The sequence below is a fragment of the Ruegeria sp. BHSC276 genome (assembly GCF_059612945.1).
On record NZ_JBXWRP010000001.1, the window covers coordinates 390,429 to 408,156 of the forward strand.

16 protein-coding genes are annotated in these 17,728 nt (G+C 61.4%); 12 read left to right on the forward strand and 4 right to left on the reverse strand.

Features of this window, described 5'->3' with window-relative positions; translation table 11 throughout:
* The first annotated feature begins 159 nt into the window (after nucleotides 1–159).
* From AC2FMD_RS01960 to pdeM, 12 genes are all read left to right on the forward strand, one after another.
* Nucleotides 160–1,569: a type II and III secretion system protein family protein gene (locus AC2FMD_RS01960; protein ID WP_496711365.1), complete on the forward strand. Its 1,410-nt coding sequence runs from the start codon at nucleotides 160–162 to the stop codon at nucleotides 1,567–1,569.
* Nucleotides 1,570–1,585: 16 nt separating this feature from the next.
* A complete protein-coding gene (locus tag AC2FMD_RS01965; RefSeq protein WP_496681407.1) occupies nucleotides 1,586–2,215 on the forward strand; it encodes an OmpA family protein in 630 nt (209 codons plus the stop codon).
* Between the two features lie 198 nt (nucleotides 2,216–2,413).
* Nucleotides 2,414–3,649, forward strand: a complete 1,236-nt coding sequence (locus tag AC2FMD_RS01970; RefSeq protein ID WP_496794591.1) for a CpaE/TadZ family protein — start codon at nucleotides 2,414–2,416, stop codon at nucleotides 3,647–3,649.
* 27 nt (nucleotides 3,650–3,676) lie between these two features.
* Entirely contained in the window at nucleotides 3,677–5,125 is a 1,449-nt protein-coding gene (locus AC2FMD_RS01975) for a TadA family conjugal transfer-associated ATPase (RefSeq protein WP_496794592.1), read from the forward strand.
* A gap of 11 nt (nucleotides 5,126–5,136) precedes the next feature.
* Nucleotides 5,137–6,105 carry a type II secretion system F family protein gene (locus AC2FMD_RS01980; RefSeq protein WP_496681400.1) on the forward strand — a complete coding sequence of 323 codons (969 nt, stop codon included), beginning with the start codon at nucleotides 5,137–5,139 and terminating at the stop codon, nucleotides 6,103–6,105.
* Between the two features lie 10 nt (nucleotides 6,106–6,115).
* On the forward strand, nucleotides 6,116–7,099 hold the full coding sequence (locus tag AC2FMD_RS01985; protein ID WP_496688411.1) for a type II secretion system F family protein: 984 nt from the start codon (nucleotides 6,116–6,118) through the stop codon (nucleotides 7,097–7,099).
* A gap of 4 nt (nucleotides 7,100–7,103) precedes the next feature.
* Complete coding sequence (locus tag AC2FMD_RS01990; RefSeq protein ID WP_496743531.1) at nucleotides 7,104–7,685, forward strand: tetratricopeptide repeat protein; 582 nt, start codon at nucleotides 7,104–7,106, stop codon at nucleotides 7,683–7,685.
* Nucleotides 7,686–7,714: 29 nt separating this feature from the next.
* Nucleotides 7,715–8,566, forward strand: coding sequence for a tetratricopeptide repeat protein (locus AC2FMD_RS01995; protein WP_496688407.1), 852 nt, complete (start codon nucleotides 7,715–7,717; stop codon nucleotides 8,564–8,566).
* Between the two features lie 3 nt (nucleotides 8,567–8,569).
* Nucleotides 8,570–9,115, forward strand: a complete 546-nt coding sequence (locus tag AC2FMD_RS02000; protein WP_496711363.1) for a prepilin peptidase — start codon at nucleotides 8,570–8,572, stop codon at nucleotides 9,113–9,115.
* Between the two features lie 118 nt (nucleotides 9,116–9,233).
* The gene (locus AC2FMD_RS02005; protein ID WP_496711362.1) at nucleotides 9,234–10,541 is read left to right on the forward strand and encodes a DUF8689 domain-containing protein; all 1,308 of its coding nucleotides are present in this window, start codon (nucleotides 9,234–9,236) and stop codon (nucleotides 10,539–10,541) included.
* 52 nt (nucleotides 10,542–10,593) lie between these two features.
* Nucleotides 10,594–13,002, forward strand: coding sequence for a ligase-associated DNA damage response DEXH box helicase (locus AC2FMD_RS02010; protein WP_496794593.1), 2,409 nt, complete (start codon nucleotides 10,594–10,596; stop codon nucleotides 13,000–13,002).
* A 43-nt stretch (nucleotides 13,003–13,045) separates the two neighbouring features.
* Complete coding sequence (gene pdeM / locus AC2FMD_RS02015) at nucleotides 13,046–13,708, forward strand: ligase-associated DNA damage response endonuclease PdeM (RefSeq protein WP_496794594.1); 663 nt, start codon at nucleotides 13,046–13,048, stop codon at nucleotides 13,706–13,708.
* A 4-nt stretch (nucleotides 13,709–13,712) separates the two neighbouring features.
* Here the strand turns inward: pdeM and AC2FMD_RS02020 are convergent, their stop codons facing one another.
* The 4 genes from AC2FMD_RS02020 to AC2FMD_RS02035 form a co-directional block, all read right to left on the reverse strand.
* Nucleotides 13,713–14,456, reverse strand: coding sequence for a LytTR family DNA-binding domain-containing protein (locus AC2FMD_RS02020; protein WP_496743478.1), 744 nt, complete (start codon nucleotides 14,454–14,456; stop codon nucleotides 13,713–13,715).
* A 224-nt stretch (nucleotides 14,457–14,680) separates the two neighbouring features.
* Nucleotides 14,681–15,571 (reverse strand): bifunctional methylenetetrahydrofolate dehydrogenase/methenyltetrahydrofolate cyclohydrolase FolD, encoded by an 891-nt coding sequence (folD, locus tag AC2FMD_RS02025; protein ID WP_496743480.1) that lies wholly within the window; start codon nucleotides 15,569–15,571, stop codon nucleotides 14,681–14,683.
* Between the two features lie 55 nt (nucleotides 15,572–15,626).
* Nucleotides 15,627–15,932 (reverse strand): chorismate mutase, encoded by a 306-nt coding sequence (locus AC2FMD_RS02030; protein ID WP_496681374.1) that lies wholly within the window; start codon nucleotides 15,930–15,932, stop codon nucleotides 15,627–15,629.
* Nucleotides 15,933–15,989: 57 nt separating this feature from the next.
* Complete coding sequence (locus AC2FMD_RS02035; RefSeq protein WP_496681371.1) at nucleotides 15,990–17,666, reverse strand: formate--tetrahydrofolate ligase; 1,677 nt, start codon at nucleotides 17,664–17,666, stop codon at nucleotides 15,990–15,992.
* Between the last annotated feature and the right edge of the window lie 62 nt (nucleotides 17,667–17,728).

Here is a 17,728-nt window from a genome sequence, read left to right on the forward strand (position 1 = left end):
GTGCGCGGCTTCTCTCGTTTTGGTTGTTGCCCATTCTCCACATAAGGAAAATTCCGGAAACCCTTGATTATTGCAATAAAACCCGAATTCGCGCACAGTTCGCCATCATAGGGCAATAGACCCACAAAAAACTGAGTGGTGATCGGAGAGGCAGGTCACATGACATTTCGTTCCTGGATTGGCGCAACCCTTTTGGGGGTAGCGCTTGTTACGAGCCCGGCCGGCTTCGATGCCGCTTGGGCCGAAAATCTTCGCGTGGTCAAGAAAGGTACGGCGGAAACGCTGGATGTGCCGATCAACCGCGCCATCGTGGTTGAAAGCGAAACACCTTTCGCGGAGCTCAGCATCGCGAATGCGGGCATCGCGGATATTTCGTCGCTTTCGGACCGCACCATCTATGTGTTGGGCAAGGCGCCCGGCATGACGACGCTGACCTTGTTCGACGGCGCCGGCAATCTGATCACCAATGTGAGTGTTCGGGTCGCACCGGACGTGACCGAATTCAAAGAGCGCCTGAGGCAGATTCTGCCAAACGAACCGATCGAGGTGCGCACCGCCAATGACGGGATCGTGCTGTCTGGCACGGTTTCCAGCTCGGCCAAGCTGGCGCGGGCACTGGAACTGGCCGAGCGCTACGCCCCCGAACGCGTATCGAACCTGATGAATGTCGGTGGTGTGCAGCAGGTCATGCTGAAGGTCCGCTTTGCCGAAATGAACCGCTCGGTGGCCAAGAACCTGTCAGCCTCACTGGGCTTTGGCGGCGGTGACGTGACCGGCGGCATCAACACTCTGAACAACCAGCCCGCCCTGACCAATGCCTTGGCCAACAGAATTCCGGTGGCCCAGTCCAATACGGGCGCCATCCTGTTCGGCTTCGGCGCGGGGTCGACCCAGGTTCGCCTGCTGCTCGAAGCGCTGGAAGCCAAAGGCTTGGCCCGCAGCTTGGCCGAACCGAACCTGTCGGCCCTGTCCGGCCAGGAGGCGACGTTCCTCGCCGGTGGCGAGGTTCCGATTCCCGTACCGCAGGATGACGGCGTGGTTGCCATCGAATACAAGGCCTTCGGCGTCGAGATCGACTTTGTGCCGCGGGTCGTTGACGGTGACCTGATCAACCTCGAGATGGCCGCGTCGGTGTCCAGCATCGACACCGGCTCGAACTTCACCATCAACGGCGACAACGTTCCCAGTTTCATCACGCGCCAGACCAGCACGACGGTTGAACTGCGCGACGGAGAAAGTTTTGCGATCGCGGGCCTGATCCAGGACGACTTTACCGACCTGAGCAATCAGATCCCCTGGCTGGGCGACGTTCCGGTGCTGGGCGCGTTGTTCCGAAGCGCCGAATACCAGCGCGAGCAGAGCGAACTGGTGATCATCATCACCGCGCATCTTGTGTCGCCGACGCGCGGCGAAGCGCTGGCCTTGCCCACGGATCGGGTCAAACCGCCAAGCGAATTCGACCTTTTCGTCAATGGTCGTGTAGCCCGCACCGAGCGCACGGGCAACGGCGCGGCGTCGGAAGTTGCCAAACAGGATTTCGGCAGCTCCTACGGCTATGTCCTGGACTGATAGGGAGGACAGACCAATGCAAAAGTGGATGATCACACTGGGTCTTGCAGTCGCGGTTGCCAACTGCACCCGAGAAGCCGGCTACGAGATCGACCAGGGCGCCTTTGGCAATGCGACCCTAAACAACGTTCAGGTCATGAACGGCGAGTTGTCCTATGGCCAGATCCTGGCTCAGCGCTTCGCGGCCGAGGTCCCGACCCAGATCAACTTTGCCTTCGACAGCGCCCAGTTGGACGAGTCGGCGCGCCGGATCCTCTTGCAACAGGCCAACTGGATCAAACAGTTCCCCGAAGCCCGGTTCCGCGTCTATGGACACACGGATGCGGTCGGCTCGCAGAGCTACAACTACAACCTGGGTCTGCGCCGCGCGAATGCGGCGGTGAATTTCCTTGTTCAACAGGGGATCTCACGCGCGCGCCTCGAGGCGTTGGTGTCGTTCGGCAAGACCAAGCCTTTGGTGGCGACACCGAATCGCGACCGCCGCAACCGGCGCACCGTGACCGAGGTATCCGGCCTTGTGGACCGCCATCCCAACATCCTGGATGGGAAATACGCCGAGGTCATCTATCGCGAGTATGTCGAAAGCGCGACCTACCCGAGCAAGTTGAGCCGCGAGACGGCGCTGGGCGAGACCAGCGAACAATAATTGGAAATCGGGCGACATCGTCGCCCGTTTCCCTACAATTGGTTTTTTTGCGCCCCATTCTTGCCCCAGTTCCAAGCGACATTGTGAACAATTGGGTGACCTGCGGCCGAAATTGGCCGCAACAGGGCGACAGCAAACCGACACACGATTCTCGACCGTATCGACGTTTGCTGCGCTCCTACGACGAGGATTGTGTTAATGACGAGCGCCACGCCGCAAAATGATGATACCGCCATTCTGGCATGTACGATCAGCCGGGACGTGCAGAACTTCGACCTGCTGATCGAGGACATGGAAACCGCCCTGGGTGAACGCTGGGGTGATCTTGGTTTTGCCGAAGCGCTTGCCTTTTTCAACCAACCCGAAGCCGAATCCCTTCAATTCGTGGCTCTGGCCATCGATGGCGAGGATGAAGACGATCTGACGCTGATGGGCGAGATCATCACGAAGGCCAAGGACAAAAACATCAAGGTTGTTCTGATCGCCGAAGACGTCACGCCGGCGGCGCTGCATCAACTGCTGCGCAAGGGGGCGGACGAGTTCGTTCCCTACCCTCTGCCGGAAAACGAGTTGCAAGAAGCCATCGACCGTATGAACCAGCCCGATCCCGAACCGGTGCCACAACCAACCGCCGTGCCGCTGGCGGCCGGGTCGCCGAAGGAAGGCGCGCTTCTGGTGGTTCAAGGATTGGCCGGCGGCGTCGGCGCCACGACCATAGCGGTGAACCTTGCCTGGGAACTTGCGACCGTTTCGGGCAAGGATGCCCCTCGGGTCTGCCTGATCGACCTTGATCTTCAGTACGGGACAGTATCGACCTATCTGGATCTTCCCCGCCGCGAAGCCGTGTTCGAGATGCTGTCGGACACCGCCGCCATGGATGATGACGTGTTCGCACAGGCGCTGCAGAAATTCGATGACAAGCTCGACGTGCTGACGGCCCCGTCGGACATGGTGCCGCTGGACCTGCTCACGCCCGAAGATATTCAGCGCGTGATCGACATGGCCCGCAAACACTATGACTACGTTCTGATCGACATGCCCAAGACGCTGGTGCATTGGTCCGAAACGGTGTTGCAGGCTGCACATGTGTATTTCGCCCTGATCGAACTCGACATGCGCTCGGCCCAGAACGCGCTGCGTCTCAAGCGGGCGCTTCAGGCCGAGGAACTGCCCTTCAACAAGTTGCGTTTCGCGCTGAACCGCGCGCCGAAATTCACCGATCTCAATGGCAAGAGCCGGGTCAAGCGCATGGGCGAAAGCCTGGGCATTTCAATCGACCTGCAGCTGCCGGATGGTGGCAAACCGGTTCTTCAGGCCGGCGATCACGGATTGCCTCTGGCCAATTCCGCCGCCAAGAACCCGCTGCGTCGGGAAATCGCCAAACTTGCTCAGTCATTGCACAGCCTCGGCAGCAACAGCGCCGAGGCCGCATAATCACAGCCCCCAAGGGGAGGAGCCGCCGTGTTTTCACGATACAAGAAGCAACCAGCCGCTCAGCCGGTGGCCACGCCGACCGAGACAGCCAAGTCTCCGGAAGCACCTGCGAGCTCGGCCCAGCCGTCATCTTCGACGGCCGTCGCGCGCAAGCCCGCGGTCAAAAAACAGGGCGAAGTCAAGAGAATGGACCGCGAGCGCAAGCGCAAAGAGCGCCTGAGCGAGATCAAGATCGAGCTGCATCGCGAGCTTCTGGAAAACCTGAACCTAGCTGCGCTGGAAAACGCGTCCGAGGCGGAACTTCGGGCCGAGATCAGCGCCATCGCAAGCGAAGTCCTGGAAGCCAAGAACATCGTTCTTAACCGCGAAGACCGCTCGCAGCTGAACAAAGAGCTGTATGACGAGGTGACCGGACTCGGTCCTCTGGAAACGCTGCTGCAGGACGACACGGTCAGCGATATTCTGGTCAACGGCCCGCATCAGATCTTTGTCGAACGGTTCGGCAAGCTAGAGTTGAGCGACGTCACCTTCAAGGATGAAAAGCACCTGATGCGGATCATCGACAAGATCGTGTCGGCCGTGGGCCGGCGTGTCGATGAGTCGAACCCCTATGTCGACGCCCGCCTGGCAGATGGGTCGCGTTTCAACGCAATGGTCCCCCCTATCGCGGTGGATGGATCGCTGGTGTCGATCCGGAAATTCAAGAAAGACAAGCTCAGCATCGACGACCTTGTGAAATTCGGCGCCTTTACCGAGGAAATGGCCGCTTATCTTCAGGCCGCGGTGTCCACCCGCCTGAACATCATCGTGTCGGGTGGTACCGGCTCGGGTAAGACCACCACGCTGAACGCTTTGTCCAGCTTCATCGACGATGCCGAACGCATCCTGACCATCGAGGACACGGCGGAACTGCAGCTGCAGCAGACCCATGTTGGCCGGATGGAAAGCCGCCCGCCCAACGTGGAAGGCAAGGGCGAAGTCAGCCCGCGCGACTGTCTAAAGAACGCCCTGCGGATGCGCCCCGACCGCATCATCGTCGGCGAGACACGCGGCGCCGAGGTGATCGACATGTTGCAGGCCATGAACACCGGCCACGACGGCTCGATGACCACGATCCACGCCAACTCGGCCCGCGACGGTATCTCGCGTCTGGAAAACATGATCGCGATGGCCGGGATCGAAATGCCGATCAAGGCCGTGCGCAGCCAGATCGCAAGCGCCGTGAACCTGATCGTGCAGGCCAGCCGCCTGCAGGACGGCTCGCGCCGCATGACCTCGATCACCGAGATTACAGGCATGGAAGGTGACGTGATCTCGATGCAGGAAATCTTTCGTTTTCAACGCGTTGGCCTGACACCCGATAACAAGATCATCGGTCACTTCACGGCCACGGGCGTACGCAGCCACTATTCGGAACGGTTCCGTCTTTGGGGGTATGACCTGCCCGCATCGATCTATGAACCGACGACCATGTAGGAGAGCCGGACATGCAACTGCCTACCGAGGCGCTCATCTATGTCGCGATCTTCGTCGGGGTTCTGGCGCTGGTCGAAGGCATCTATCTGGTGGCTTTCGGCAAGTCCATCAGCCTGAACAGCAAGGTCAATCGCCGTCTGGACATGCTTGACAAGGGTGTCGGTCGCGAACAGGTGCTGGAACAGCTGCGCAAGGAAATGCAGCAGCACATGAAATCGCAGAGCATCCCGCTCTATTCCCTGTTGGCCGACAAGGCGCAAAAGGCAGCGATCGCCTTCAGCCCGCGCCAGTTGATCATGATGATGGCCCTGCTGTCGATCGTTGCCTTCATGGGGCTGAGCATCGGCACCCGCACCGAGACACTGTTGCGGGTTGCGCTGTCGGTGGCGATCGGGGTCGGTGCGGTCTATGCTTGGGTGAACAGCAAGGCCAAAAAGCGGATGGCCATGCTGGAGGAACAACTGCCGGATGCGGTCGAACTGATGGTGCGCTCGCTGCGGGTGGGCAACCCGTTCGTATCGTCCGTCCAGATCGTCGCCAACGAGGTCGAAGACCCGTTGGGTACCGAATTTGGTGTGATCGCCGACGAATGCGCCTATGGCCGCGACGTGGGCGAAGCGCTCAAGGACATGGCCGAGCGTCTGGACATGCAGGACCTTCGCTTCTTGGCCGTTGCGGTGGGTATTCAACAGCAGTCCGGCGGCAACCTGGCCGAAATCCTTGCCGGTCTTGCCAAGGTGATCCGGGCCCGCTTCCGTCTGTTTCGGCGCGTCAAGGCCATCACCGCCGAGGCACAATGGTCGGGCAAGTTCCTGTCAGGGTTCCCTGTCGGCTGCCTGCTGTTTATCCTGGTGAAGGACCCAAATTATTATGACTCGGTCCTTGATCACCCGTGGTTCATCCCGGCCTGCTTCGTTGTCGGCATTATGCTGACCTTGAACCTGATCGTGATGCGCATCCTCACCAACATCAAGGTCTGAAGGGGCAAGCATGGAAATCCTGAACCAAATCAATGATTTTCTGACCCAGCAGTTGGGAGAGTTCGGGCCGCTGATCGTCGTGGGCGTGCTGGGCCTGTTCATGATCCTAATCACCATCCCCATTCTGCTGAACCAGCCCGAAGACCCCCTGAAGAAGCTGCAGCGCGCCAACGCGGCGCCCAAGCGCGAAAAAAAGAGCAAAAAGGACCAGCTGCGCAATTCAAGCCGCAACGAACAGCTGGAGAAATTCGCCAACTTTCTTGAGCCGAAGGACCAAGAAGAATATTCCGCCATGGAACTCAAGCTGCGTCAGGCCGGTTACCGGTCGAAGGACGCGGTTCGGTTCTTCCATTTTGCGCAGTTCGCTTTGGGAATTTCCGGCATCATCATCGGGGTGTTGCTGGTCACCGTGTTCAACAACGGGCAGGAATTTACCGGCCAGCAGATGATGATCCGCGTGCTGGTGCCCGGTGCCATCGGCTATTACATCCCCAAATACTGGATCACGCGCCGCATCGAAGAACGCAAAGAAGCCATCACCGCCGGCTTCCCCGATACGCTTGACCTGATGCTTGTCTGCGTGGAAGCGGGTCAGTCGCTGGATCAGGCCATCGTTCGCGTGGCGTCCGAAATGCAATCATCCTATCCGGAAATCGCCCAGGAATTTGAAACCGTTGCCTATGAAATGAAGGCGGGCAAGGACAAGGACACGGTTCTACGCGACTTCGGCACCCGCTGCGGCGTGCAGGACGTCAGCTCGTTCGTGACCGTGATGATCCAATCGGCGACTTTCGGCACCTCGATCGCCGATGCATTGCGGGTCTATGCGGGCGAGATGCGTGACAAGCGGGTTATGCGGGCGGAAGAGGCCGCAAACAAGTTGCCAACCAAAATGACGCTTGCCACAATGATGCTGACGGTCCCGCCGCTGCTGATCATTCTGATCGGGCCTTCGGCCAAGGGGATCATGGACTTTACGAACATGAGCAAATAGCCGGATGCAGACGTCGCTGCTTCGCGTCACAAGAACAGGGGTTTTCATCCTGACAACCACCGCGGCCGCATCCGCGGTGGTTTCGTGTACCGAGACAGGCCTGACCCAAGGCCCCTACCCCCCGGGGATCGACCCCAAGGGCGGCCCGGTCGACGAAGTTGCCGTCGGCAACCGCCTGATGGCCGCCGGAGAATACGAACTGGCGCTGGAGTCTTTCACCCGCGCGGCGCTGGCCGAAGGGATGACCGCCGAGATCCTGACCTCGATCGGCACCGCCAATCTTGGGCTCAGGCGTCTTGGCCAGGCGGAACCGCTGTTGCGCGAAGCCGTGGAGAAAGACCCGGAATGGCCGATCGCCTGGAACAATCTGGGCGTGTTGCTGATGGAAACCGGTGAATATGCCGAAGCCTCGCAGGTGTTCCAACGGGCCTATGCGCTGGACAATGGCGAAAGTGACGCAATCCGGGACAATCTGCGCTTGGCACTCGCAAAAATGGAAAATCCTGTTAATAATACTACGCAAGAACAAGAATTCCGGCTTGAGCAACAAGGGGATGGGGCATTCCTGTTGCGCAGGAACCGATAACAGAGGCACGAGCAGCAAGGGACGCAAAAATGCGCCACAGCTTTCTGATTCCCACAGTCGCGGCATGCGGGCTGATCTTGACGGCCTGCGCCAAGGAAACCGAGCAGGAAAAGGTCGAACGCACGTTCCAGGAAGTGAACGTCATCGACGAGACCAACCTGAACGACGTGATGTTGAATGCGTCGAACCCGGACGAGGCCGTCACCTATTTCCAGGGCGCCGCCAGCAAGAACCCCGACCGGATCGACCTGCAGCGTGGCCTGGCCATTTCTCTGGTTCGCGCCAAACGCAGCACCGAAGCCGCGGTCGCGTGGAAACGCGTGACCACGATGCCCGGTGCCACCAGCGCCGACAGGGTGGAATATGCGGATGCGCTGGTCCGCAGCGGAAACTGGAAAGATGCCAAGGCAGTCCTTGATTCCGTGCCGCCGACGCACGAGACTTTTAAGCGATACCGCCTCGAAGCCTTGGTCGCCGATGCCAACAAGGATTGGAAACGCGCCGATCATTTCTATGAGACTGCCGTGGGTCTGACGACCCGACCGGCCGGTGTCATGAACAATTGGGGGTATTCCAAACTGAGCCGCGGCCAGTATGCCGAAGCCGAGCGGCTGTTCACCGAGGCCATCCGCCAGGACAAAAACCTGTTCACCGCCAAGAACAATTTGGTCTTGGCCCGAGCCGCACAGGGCAACTATTCCATGCCCGTGATTCCCATGACCCAGGCTGAACGGGCCGAGTTGTTGAACACGATGGCGATCTCGGCCGTCAAGCGCGGCGACGTGAACCTGGCAAAGAACCTGTTCCGCGAGGCCATCGCGACGCACCCGCAGTATTTCGACGAGGCGGTGCGATCGTTGCGCGCACTCGAGGAAGCCTGATAGATGACCATCCCTTCTGCCGCGGCACTGTGGTTCTTGCCCTTTGTCCTGCCCATTTGCCTGTATGTCGCCTTTACCGACATGCGTGAGATGCGCATCAAGAACCACGCGGTCGTCGCCTTGGCGGCCGTGTTCGCGGTGGTGGGCCTGATCGCGGTTCCACCCTGGTCGGGCGATTGGCTGCCCGGAACGCTTGGCCCGCTGTCCTTTTCGCTGCCGGTCTACGCCTGGCAGTTGTATCACCTGATCGTAGTCCTGTTTCTTGGCATCCTGCTGAACGCCGCAGGCGTCATGGGGGCCGGTGACGCCAAATTCTGCGCCGCCGCCGCCCCCTATGTTTGGTTGGGCGACCTTCTGTCGGTTGCCGCCATCCTGATGGCCACGGTCTTGGCAGCGTTCACGACCCACCGACTGGCGAAACATTCCGGCTTGCGCCGGTTCGCGCCAGAATGGGAAAGCTGGGACCAGGGCAAGAAATTCCCTATGGGTCTGGCGCTTGCCGGGGCTCTGGCCATCTACCTAATTCTCGGCGCCATTTACGGTTCTTAAACCATCTTTCCTGCGCCGCGCCCGCGCCATTGTGCTGCCACAAAGGTGCGCCAGATTTTCCACATCCGCCCCTTAACGGGGGACTATCGTGTGACATTTTGATGGACGAGCAGCGCTCATGAATATGCAGACCACTTCCGTGATGGCCCCCCCTTCCCCGAAAGGGCTGGAGGAAATGCAGCTTCCGCTGGTGATGATGCGGGACATCCTTCTCAAGACCATCTTCCGCAAGAATGTCGACACGGTCACACAGATTTCCCAGGCGGTCTGCTTGCCGGCATCGGTCACGCAGGAACTGGTCGATATCGCCCGCGAACAAAAACTGCTCGAGGCGACCGGCACGCTGAACGCCAACAGCGGAAACGAGATGGGCTATCAACTGACCGATGCCGGCAAGGCGCGGGCGCTGGATGCGCTGAGCCAGTCCGAGTATTTCGGCGCTATGCCCGTGCCGCTGGATGTCTATCGCGAACAGGTCAAGCGCCAGTCGATCCGCAACATCCAAGTCACCCGCGAGCAACTGACCAGCGCCATGGGTCATCTTGTCCTGCCCGACAGCCTGCTGGACCATCTGGGGCCCGCGGTCAGCGCTGGCCGGTCGATCCTGATGTATGGTCCGCCGGGCAACGGTAAGTCCTCAATCTCGAACGGGATTCGCGATGCGTTGGGCGACAATGTTTATGTGCCGCGCGCGATCGAATATGCCGGCCAGGTGATTACCGTCTATGATCCGATCGTGCACAACGCGATCGAAGACGAACCCGACGACCCCAACAGCCTGCGCCGCCGCAAGCGGTTCGACTCGCGCTATGTCAAATGTGAACGCCCCACGGTGATCACGGGCGGTGAACTGTCGCTGAGCATGCTGGACTTGGTCTACAACCCTACGGCACGCACCTATCAGGCGCCGCTGCAGCTGAAATCGACCGGCGGCATCTTCATCGTGGACGACCTTGGCCGCCAGGCCGAGCCGCCGCAGGCCCTGATCAACCGGTGGATCGTTCCGCTGGAAGAAGGCAAGGACATTCTGGGTCTTCAGTCTGGTGAAAAGTTCGAGGTGCCCTTCGACACGCTGGTCATCTTCTCGACCAACTTTCACCCCAACGAGATCTTCGACCAGGCCGCGCTGCGCCGGATCTTCTTCAAGATCAAAATTGACGGCCCGAACCAGGAAAACTTCCTGAAGATCTTTGCCATGGTCGCCCGCAAGCGCGGAATGCCGCTGGACGAGGCCGCGCTGGTGCATCTGTTGAAGGTCAAATACCCGACCATCAACAATGTCTATGCGAACTATCAGCCGATCTTCCTGATCGACCAGATGATCTCGATCTGCGAGTTCGAGGGCATCCCCTATCAGATGAGCCCCGAATTGATCGACCGCGCCTGGGCGAACATGTTCGTCAAGGACGAGAAAATCGTCAAATAAGACGATCCTAAACCGCATTCCGCTCTGATACCGGGCGGGCTAGTCTGCGTCCATGACGCAGACTCCCGCCCGAATAGACGCCTGGTTCTCTGCCAGGGGATGGTCCCTCCACCCGCACCAACAGGCCATGATCGACAGGGCGCAGGCCCCGGCGACGCTGTTGATCGCGCCCACGGGCGGCGGCAAGACGATGGCCGGGTTCCTACCCTCGCTGATCGAACTGGCCGATGGGTATGAGGGGCTGCACACGATCTATGTCTCGCCTCTCAAGGCGCTGGCCGCCGACATCAAACGCAACCTGCGCGGCCCGGCCGATGAGATGGGGTTGCCGATCCGGATCGAAGACCGCACCGGCGACACCACCCCCTCCCAGAAGAAACGCCAGCGCGTGGACCCGCCGCATATCCTGCTGACGACCCCGGAAAGCCTGGCGCTGCTGACGTCCTACGAGGATGCGCCCCGCATGTTCCGGGGCGTCCAGCGCGTGATCGTGGACGAGATACACGCGCTGGCCGACAGCAAGCGGGGCGACCAGTTGATGCTGGCCCTGGCCCGCCTTCAGACGCTGTGTCCCGATCTGCGGCGCGTGGGCCTGTCGGCGACGGTCGAGGACCCGGATGCCATCGCGCGCTTTCTGGCCCGCCACCCCGACCCTTGCAACATCGTTATGGCAGACCCCGGCCCCGACCCCGATATCGCCATGTTGCAAACGGCCGAAATGCCGCCGTGGGCCGGGGGCGGCGCGGCCTATGCCATCCCGGCGGTGCTGGAGCAGGTCCGGCAGCACAAGACGACGCTGATCTTCCACAATACCCGCGCCCAGGCCGAGATCTTCTTTCACAACCTGTGGCTGGCCAATGACGAAGGCCTGCCCATCGGCATCCACCACGGCAGCCTCGACCGGCAACAGCGCGAACGGGTCGAAGCGGCGATGGTCCGTGGAGACCTGCGCGCCATCGTCTGCACCGGCAGCCTCGATCTGGGGATCGACTGGGGCGACGTGGATCTTGTGATCCAGATCGGCGCCCCCAAAAACGTCAAGCGCCTGGTCCAGCGGATCGGGCGGGCCAACCACCGCTACAACGCGCCGTCCAAGGCTCTGCTGGTGCCTGCAAACCGGTTCGAGGTGGTCGAATGTGTTGCCGCGCTGGAGGCCGCGCGCGAACACGACCTGGACGGCGAGCCGCGCGGCTCCGGCCCACGTGACGTATTGTGCCAACACATCCTGATCGCCGCCTGCGCCGGGCCGTTCGATGCCGATGCCCTGTATGCCGAGGTCACTTCGGCCGGGCCCTATGCCGATCTGTCCCGCGCGGCCTTCGATGCCTGTCTGGAATTCTGCGCCACCGGTGGCTATGCGCTGCGGGCCTATGACCGCTGGCAGCGCCTGCAACAGCGCCCCGACGGGCTGTGGCAGCTGCGCGACCCTCGCGCGGCGCAACGCATCCGCATGAACCTGGGCACGATCCAGGACAGCGATACCCTGAAGGTCAGGCTGAAGCGCAACCGGGGCGGCAAACCCTTGGGCGAGGTCGAAGAGGCCTTTGCCGCATCGCTGACCCCCGGCGACACCTTCCTGATCGGCGGTCAGATCGTGCGCTATGAAGGACTGCGCGAAACGGTTGTCGAAGTCACGCGCCGTGCGGACAAAAAGCCCAAGGTCGCCACCTTCTCAGGCACCAAGTTCGCCACCTCGACTCAGCTGAGCGATCGCATCCTGCGGATGTTCGCACAGCCCGACTGGCCGCAACTGCCCGAACATACGGGTGAATGGCTGGATCTGCAGCGTCGGATGTCGCGGCTGCCCGAGCGTGACCGGCTGTTGATCGAGAGCTTTCCAAATGACGGCCGCGAAAACCTGTGCGTTTACGGCTTTGCCGGACGCAACGCACAACAGACGCTGGGCCTGCTGCTGACCAAACGGATGGAGGAAACCGGGCTGGCCCCGCTGGGCTTTGTCGCGACCGACTATGCCACGCTGATCTGGGGCCTGGACGCGGTGAACGACCCCAGCCCCCTGTTCCAGATCGAGGCCCTACGCGACGGGTTGGACAACTGGCTGGCGGGCAATGCGGTGATGAAACGGACCTTCCGCGCCTCGGCCACCATCGCCGGGTTGATCGAGCGCAATACAGGTGGCCAACGCAAAAGCGGGCGGCAGGCGACCTTTTCGTCGGACATCCTGTACGACACGCTGCTGAAATACGACCCCGACCACCTGCTGATGCAGATCACCCGCGAAGAAGCCATGCGCGGGCTGGTCGATTTCGGACGGATCGAGGCGATGATCGCGCGTATCGGCGACCGGATCGACCTGGTCCGGCTGGATCGGGTGTCACCGCTGGCGGCGCCGTTGCTGCTCGAGGTGGGAAAGGTTCCGGTCAAGGGCGCGGCCGAAGAACGGATTCTGGCCGAAGAAAGCGCCCGCCTGCTGGCGGCCGCGGGTCTGTCGCCGGACTGAGAATCAGGTTGAAACTACGCGCGGATCAGGCAAGGACCGGACCATGAACAGCCTCGCGTTCTCGTTTTCCGGCGTGCGCCTGCACGCCCTCGGCTCGGGTGCCTTGTGGTGGCCCGATCATGACCTGCTGTGCGTGTCGGACCTGCATCTGGGGAAATCGGCCCGCATGGCACGGCGGGGCGGCCCAACCCTGCCCCCCTATGACACCCGCGACACGCTGACGCGCCTGACCGCTGACCTGGAGCGGACCGGGGCCAAGACCGTGATCTGCCTTGGAGACAGCTTCGACGACATTGAGGCCGCTGATACGCTGGATGAGGCGGACCGTCTGCGGATCTCGACCCTGCAGGCCGGCCGCCTGTGGATCTGGATCGAGGGCAATCACGATCCGGGGCCCGTGTCCCTGAGCGGCGCCCAACTGGCCGAGTGGCGCCGCGCGCCGCTGGTATTTCGCCACATCGCCCAAAACGATGCGCAGGGCGAAGTCTCGGGTCACTATCACCCCAAGGTGCGGCTGCGGGCCCGGGGCCGTTTGATCACACGTCCGGCGTTTCTCTTCGACGATCAGCGGCTGATTCTTCCGGCCTATGGCACCTATACCGGAGGGCTGCGTAGCAGTGATACCGCTTTGTCCGGCTTGATGGGGCCCGAGGCGCGCGCGATCCTGACCGGGGTGCAGCCGCGCCTCACCGCCATGCCGCGGTGACCTGTCAGACCAGACCGGCTTCTTCCAGATTCGGTTTGTATTTCCGGCTGACCGGGACAAGATCGCCATTGCAAAGGCGCAGGAACAGCTTGCCACCGGCTTTCTCGACACCCTCGACCGCTGCCTCGGTCACCCAATGAGACCTGTGCGCACAATGGCCGATGACCGGGTCCATTTCGTCCATGGCATCGCTCAGGCGAAGACGCACGGTGTAGACCCCCTGCGTCGTCACGACGTCGACGTGGTGACCCCGAGCGCTGAGCCGAACAATGTCGCCCGAGAAATCCTCGGGCAGGCGCCGAACCAGACGCGGGCATTCCATGGGCCGCTGCTCGGCAGAGTCATTCCTGATGCTTTTGGACGCCAGAACAAGGCCTGTTCCCAACAACACCCCATAGGCACCGACCGCGCCGAATCCCGGAGACGGGTAGCCGCAAGCCGTAAAAAGGAGCACGGTGAAGGCCCAGAACACCGGCGTAAAAAACAAAATGATCATCAGCGCGACGGCATAGTCGCGCGTCGTCATTCCCAAATGCCCAAAACGTCGCAAGGCGAATTTTCGCCCACTTCTGACCGCCAGAATCGCCAGAGCCATGAGTCCGGTCCAAAACGCCAACCGCAGAGGGTAGGACAATTCCAGTTCGTTGAACGGATTGACCGTGTAGGCCAACAACGGAACAAAGACAAAACCAGCCACAAGCCGTTGCGGCGTGCACTCGGCCCCGATACCGCGCAACATCGACGTCATTCCAACTCACCACCCCACCCCGGTCCCACACCGTTCAGGCCAGGGCTGCCGGGCGCCTTCACCTTTCAACACTCTGATAAGATGGAATTATCATGAAAACGACCGGCATCCAATACGATCGGTCGCCAGTAAACTATTCGTGTGCAATCCGAGCAGTCAGGCTGGCCGGCCATTGCGTCCGGCCGGTCGCCAGGTTGCGGCCATGCTCTGGCCGCAACCTATGGTCATGCGGTCAGACCTTCGGGCTCGGGCAGACCATTTTCCCGGCAGCAGGCCGTCAGGGTATTCGCCAGCAGGCAGGCGATCGTCATCGGTCCGACACCGCCCGGAACGGGGGTAATCGCACCTGCCCGTTCGGCCGCACTTGCATAGTCTACATCCCCGACCAGCCTGGTCTTGCCATCGCGCTCGATCCTGTTGATGCCCACGTCGATCACAGTGGCGCCCTCCTTGATCCAGTCTCCGGGCACCATCTCGGGGCGGCCCACGGCGGCCACGACGATATCGGCACTGCGCACCACGTCGGGCAGGTTCTTGGTACGGCTGTGCGCGATGGTCACGGTGCAGCTGTCGCCCAGCAGCAGTTGCGCCATCGGCTTGCCCACGATGTTCGACCGGCCGATCACCACCGCATCCAAGCCGGACAGCGAGCCATGATGATCCCGCAGCATCATGAGGCAACCCAGCGGGGTGCAGGGCACCATGGCCTTCTGCCCGGTGGCCAGCAGGCCCACGTTCGAGATGTGGAACCCATCCACATCCTTGGCGGGGTTGATCGCATTGATAACCAGGTCTTCATTCAGATGCTTGGGCAACGGCAACTGCACCAGGATACCATGCACCGCCGGATCGTTGTTCAGCTTGTCGATCAACGCCAGCAGGTCCTGTTCGGAGGTATCGGCGTCCAGCTTGTGCTCGTACGAGTTCATGCCGACCTCGACGGTCTGCTTGCCCTTCGAGCGGACATAGACCTGGCTGGCGGGGTCCTCGCCCACCAGCACCACGGCCAGACCGGGCGTGATACCGTGTTCCTCTTTCAGCTTCGCGACCTTGTCGGCCACCTGCGCGCGCACCTTTGCTGCAAACGCCTTGCCGTCGATAACCTGGGCTACCATCCCTCGATCCCTTCTGTTCAAACACCGGGCCGGGCGCATGCGGCGCCCGGTTCGTTCAGCTCGGGCCGAGCACACGCTCTTCGCGCGCGATCGACCAATCTATCAGGATGCGCCACAGCCTTTCGGCAAGATCGGGGTCCAGGCCCAAATCGACCGAGTTCGAACGCACCTTTTGCACCACGTCTTCGACACGCTCAGGGATTCGAGCCGGAAGGCCCTCGCCCGGCTTCAGCTCGGACGCGCGGTCGATATAGGTTGCGCGCGTCACCAGCAACTCGATCAGCTGACGGTCCAGCTTGTCGATCTGATTCCGCAGTTCCTGCATGGTTCTACAGTCCTGCGGCGGTGTCAGAGTGGACATCGCAATCTCCTCATGGCCCGGGGATTCCCCGGACCACGAGATGTCTTATTCGACGGCTTAGAACAAGCCCTCGATCTGGCCTGCGTCATTGAGTCGGATCGTCTCGGCCGCCGGTTTGCGGGGCAGGCCGGGCATGGTCATGATCTCTCCGCACACCACCACGATGAAGCCAGCACCGGCGCTCAGGCGTACTTCGCGCACCGGAACCGAATGACCGGTGGGTGCCCCGCGCAACGCCGGATCGGTCGAGAAGGAATACTGGGTCTTGGCCATGCAGACCGGAAGGTTGCCGTATCCGGCGGCTTCCCATTCCTTCAGCTGGTTGCGGATCTTGGCATCGGCCAGCACCTCGTCGGCGCGGTAGATACGCTTGGCGATGGTCTCGATCTTTTCGAACAGCGGCATCTCGTCGGGATAGATCGGCGCAAAATTCGCGGTGCCGGCATCAGCCAGTTCCACGACCTTGCGGGCCAGATCCTCGGACCCTTCCGAGCCCAGCTCCCAATGGCGCGACAGAACCGCCTCGACCCCATGCTCGGCGCAATAATCCTTGACCGCCTGAACCTCGGCATCGGTATCGGTGACGAAGTGGTTGATCGCGACGACGACCGGCACACCGAAGGATTTCACGTTCTCGATGTGGCGGCCCAGGTTGGCACAGCCCGACTGTACAGCCGCGACGTTTTCGGCGCCCAGATCGGCCTTGGCCACGCCGCCATTCATCTTCATCGCACGCACCGTGGCCACGATCACCACCGCCGACGGCGCGATGCCCGCCTTGCGGCACTTGATGTTCATGAACTTCTCGGCGCCCAGATCGGCCCCGAAACCGGCCTCGGTCACGACATAGTCGGCCACCTTCAGCGCGGTCTTGGTTGCAATGACCGAGTTGCAGCCATGCGCGATGTTGGCGAACGGGCCCCCATGCACGAAGGCCGGATTGTTTTCCAGCGTCTGCACCAGGTTGGGCTGCATCGCGTCCTTCAGCAGAACGGTCATCGCGCCCTCGGCCTTGATGTCGCGGCAATAGACCGGCGACTTGTCGCGGCGATAGGCCACAATGATGTCGCCCAGACGCTTTTCCAGATCCTTCAGGTCGTTGGCCAGGCACAGAATCGCCATCACCTCGGAGGCCACGGTGATGTCGAACCCACCTTCGCGCGGGAAGCCATTGGCCACACCACCCAACGAGCAGGTGATCTGGCGCAGGGCGCGGTCGTTCATGTCGACCACGCGGCGCCAGGCAACGCGGCGCACGTCGATTTCCTGCTCGTTGCCCCAATAGATGTGGTTGTCGATCATCGCCGACAGCAGCGAGTGCGCCGAGGTGATCGCGTGGAAGTCGCCCGTGAAATGCAGGTTCATCTCTTCCATCGGAACGACCTGCGCATAGCCGCCGCCCGCAGCGCCGCCCTTCATGCCGAAGTTCGGGCCCAGCGAGGCCTCGCGGATGCAGATCATCGCATTCTTGCCGATGCGGTTCAGGCCGTCGCCCAGACCGACGGTGGTGGTGGTCTTGCCCTCGCCCGCCGGGGTCGGGTTGATCGCGGTCACCAGGATCAGCTTGCCGTCCTCGCGGTCCTGAACCGAGTTGATAAAGCTTTGGCTGACCTTTGCCTTGTCGTGGCCATAGGGCAGCAGATCGTCGCTGGAGATGCCCAGCTTGGCCCCGATCTCCTGGATCGGCAGCTTTTTCGCCTCTCTCGCGATTTCAATGTCGGATTTGTAGCTCATTGGGCAAGGTCCCTGATTGAATTCCGTGCAAAACCGACGCCAAGCGCCGGTGCTGTTCAACC

What these genes read in the sequence shown, in the direction of transcription:
- AC2FMD_RS02005 (WP_496711362.1), top strand. Translation starts at nt 9,234, where the DNA reads ATGAATATGCAGACCACTTCCGTGATGGCCCCCCCTTCCCCGAAAGGG.
- AC2FMD_RS01965 (WP_496681407.1), top strand. Translation starts at nt 1,586, where the DNA reads ATGCAAAAGTGGATGATCACACTGGGTCTTGCAGTCGCGGTTGCCAAC.
- AC2FMD_RS01995 (WP_496688407.1), top strand. Translation starts at nt 7,715, where the DNA reads ATGCGCCACAGCTTTCTGATTCCCACAGTCGCGGCATGCGGGCTGATC.
- AC2FMD_RS01970 (WP_496794591.1), top strand. Translation starts at nt 2,414, where the DNA reads ATGACGAGCGCCACGCCGCAAAATGATGATACCGCCATTCTGGCATGT.
- folD (WP_496743480.1), bottom strand. Translation starts at nt 15,571, where the DNA reads ATGGTAGCCCAGGTTATCGACGGCAAGGCGTTTGCAGCAAAGGTGCGC.
- AC2FMD_RS01985 (WP_496688411.1), top strand. Translation starts at nt 6,116, where the DNA reads ATGGAAATCCTGAACCAAATCAATGATTTTCTGACCCAGCAGTTGGGA.
- AC2FMD_RS02000 (WP_496711363.1), top strand. Translation starts at nt 8,570, where the DNA reads ATGACCATCCCTTCTGCCGCGGCACTGTGGTTCTTGCCCTTTGTCCTG.
- AC2FMD_RS02010 (WP_496794593.1), top strand. Translation starts at nt 10,594, where the DNA reads ATGACGCAGACTCCCGCCCGAATAGACGCCTGGTTCTCTGCCAGGGGA.
- pdeM (WP_496794594.1), top strand. Translation starts at nt 13,046, where the DNA reads ATGAACAGCCTCGCGTTCTCGTTTTCCGGCGTGCGCCTGCACGCCCTC.
- AC2FMD_RS02020 (WP_496743478.1), bottom strand. Translation starts at nt 14,456, where the DNA reads ATGACGTCGATGTTGCGCGGTATCGGGGCCGAGTGCACGCCGCAACGG.
- AC2FMD_RS01960 (WP_496711365.1), top strand. Translation starts at nt 160, where the DNA reads ATGACATTTCGTTCCTGGATTGGCGCAACCCTTTTGGGGGTAGCGCTT.
- AC2FMD_RS01990 (WP_496743531.1), top strand. Translation starts at nt 7,104, where the DNA reads ATGCAGACGTCGCTGCTTCGCGTCACAAGAACAGGGGTTTTCATCCTG.
- AC2FMD_RS01980 (WP_496681400.1), top strand. Translation starts at nt 5,137, where the DNA reads ATGCAACTGCCTACCGAGGCGCTCATCTATGTCGCGATCTTCGTCGGG.
- AC2FMD_RS02030 (WP_496681374.1), bottom strand. Translation starts at nt 15,932, where the DNA reads ATGTCCACTCTGACACCGCCGCAGGACTGTAGAACCATGCAGGAACTG.
- AC2FMD_RS02035 (WP_496681371.1), bottom strand. Translation starts at nt 17,666, where the DNA reads ATGAGCTACAAATCCGACATTGAAATCGCGAGAGAGGCGAAAAAGCTG.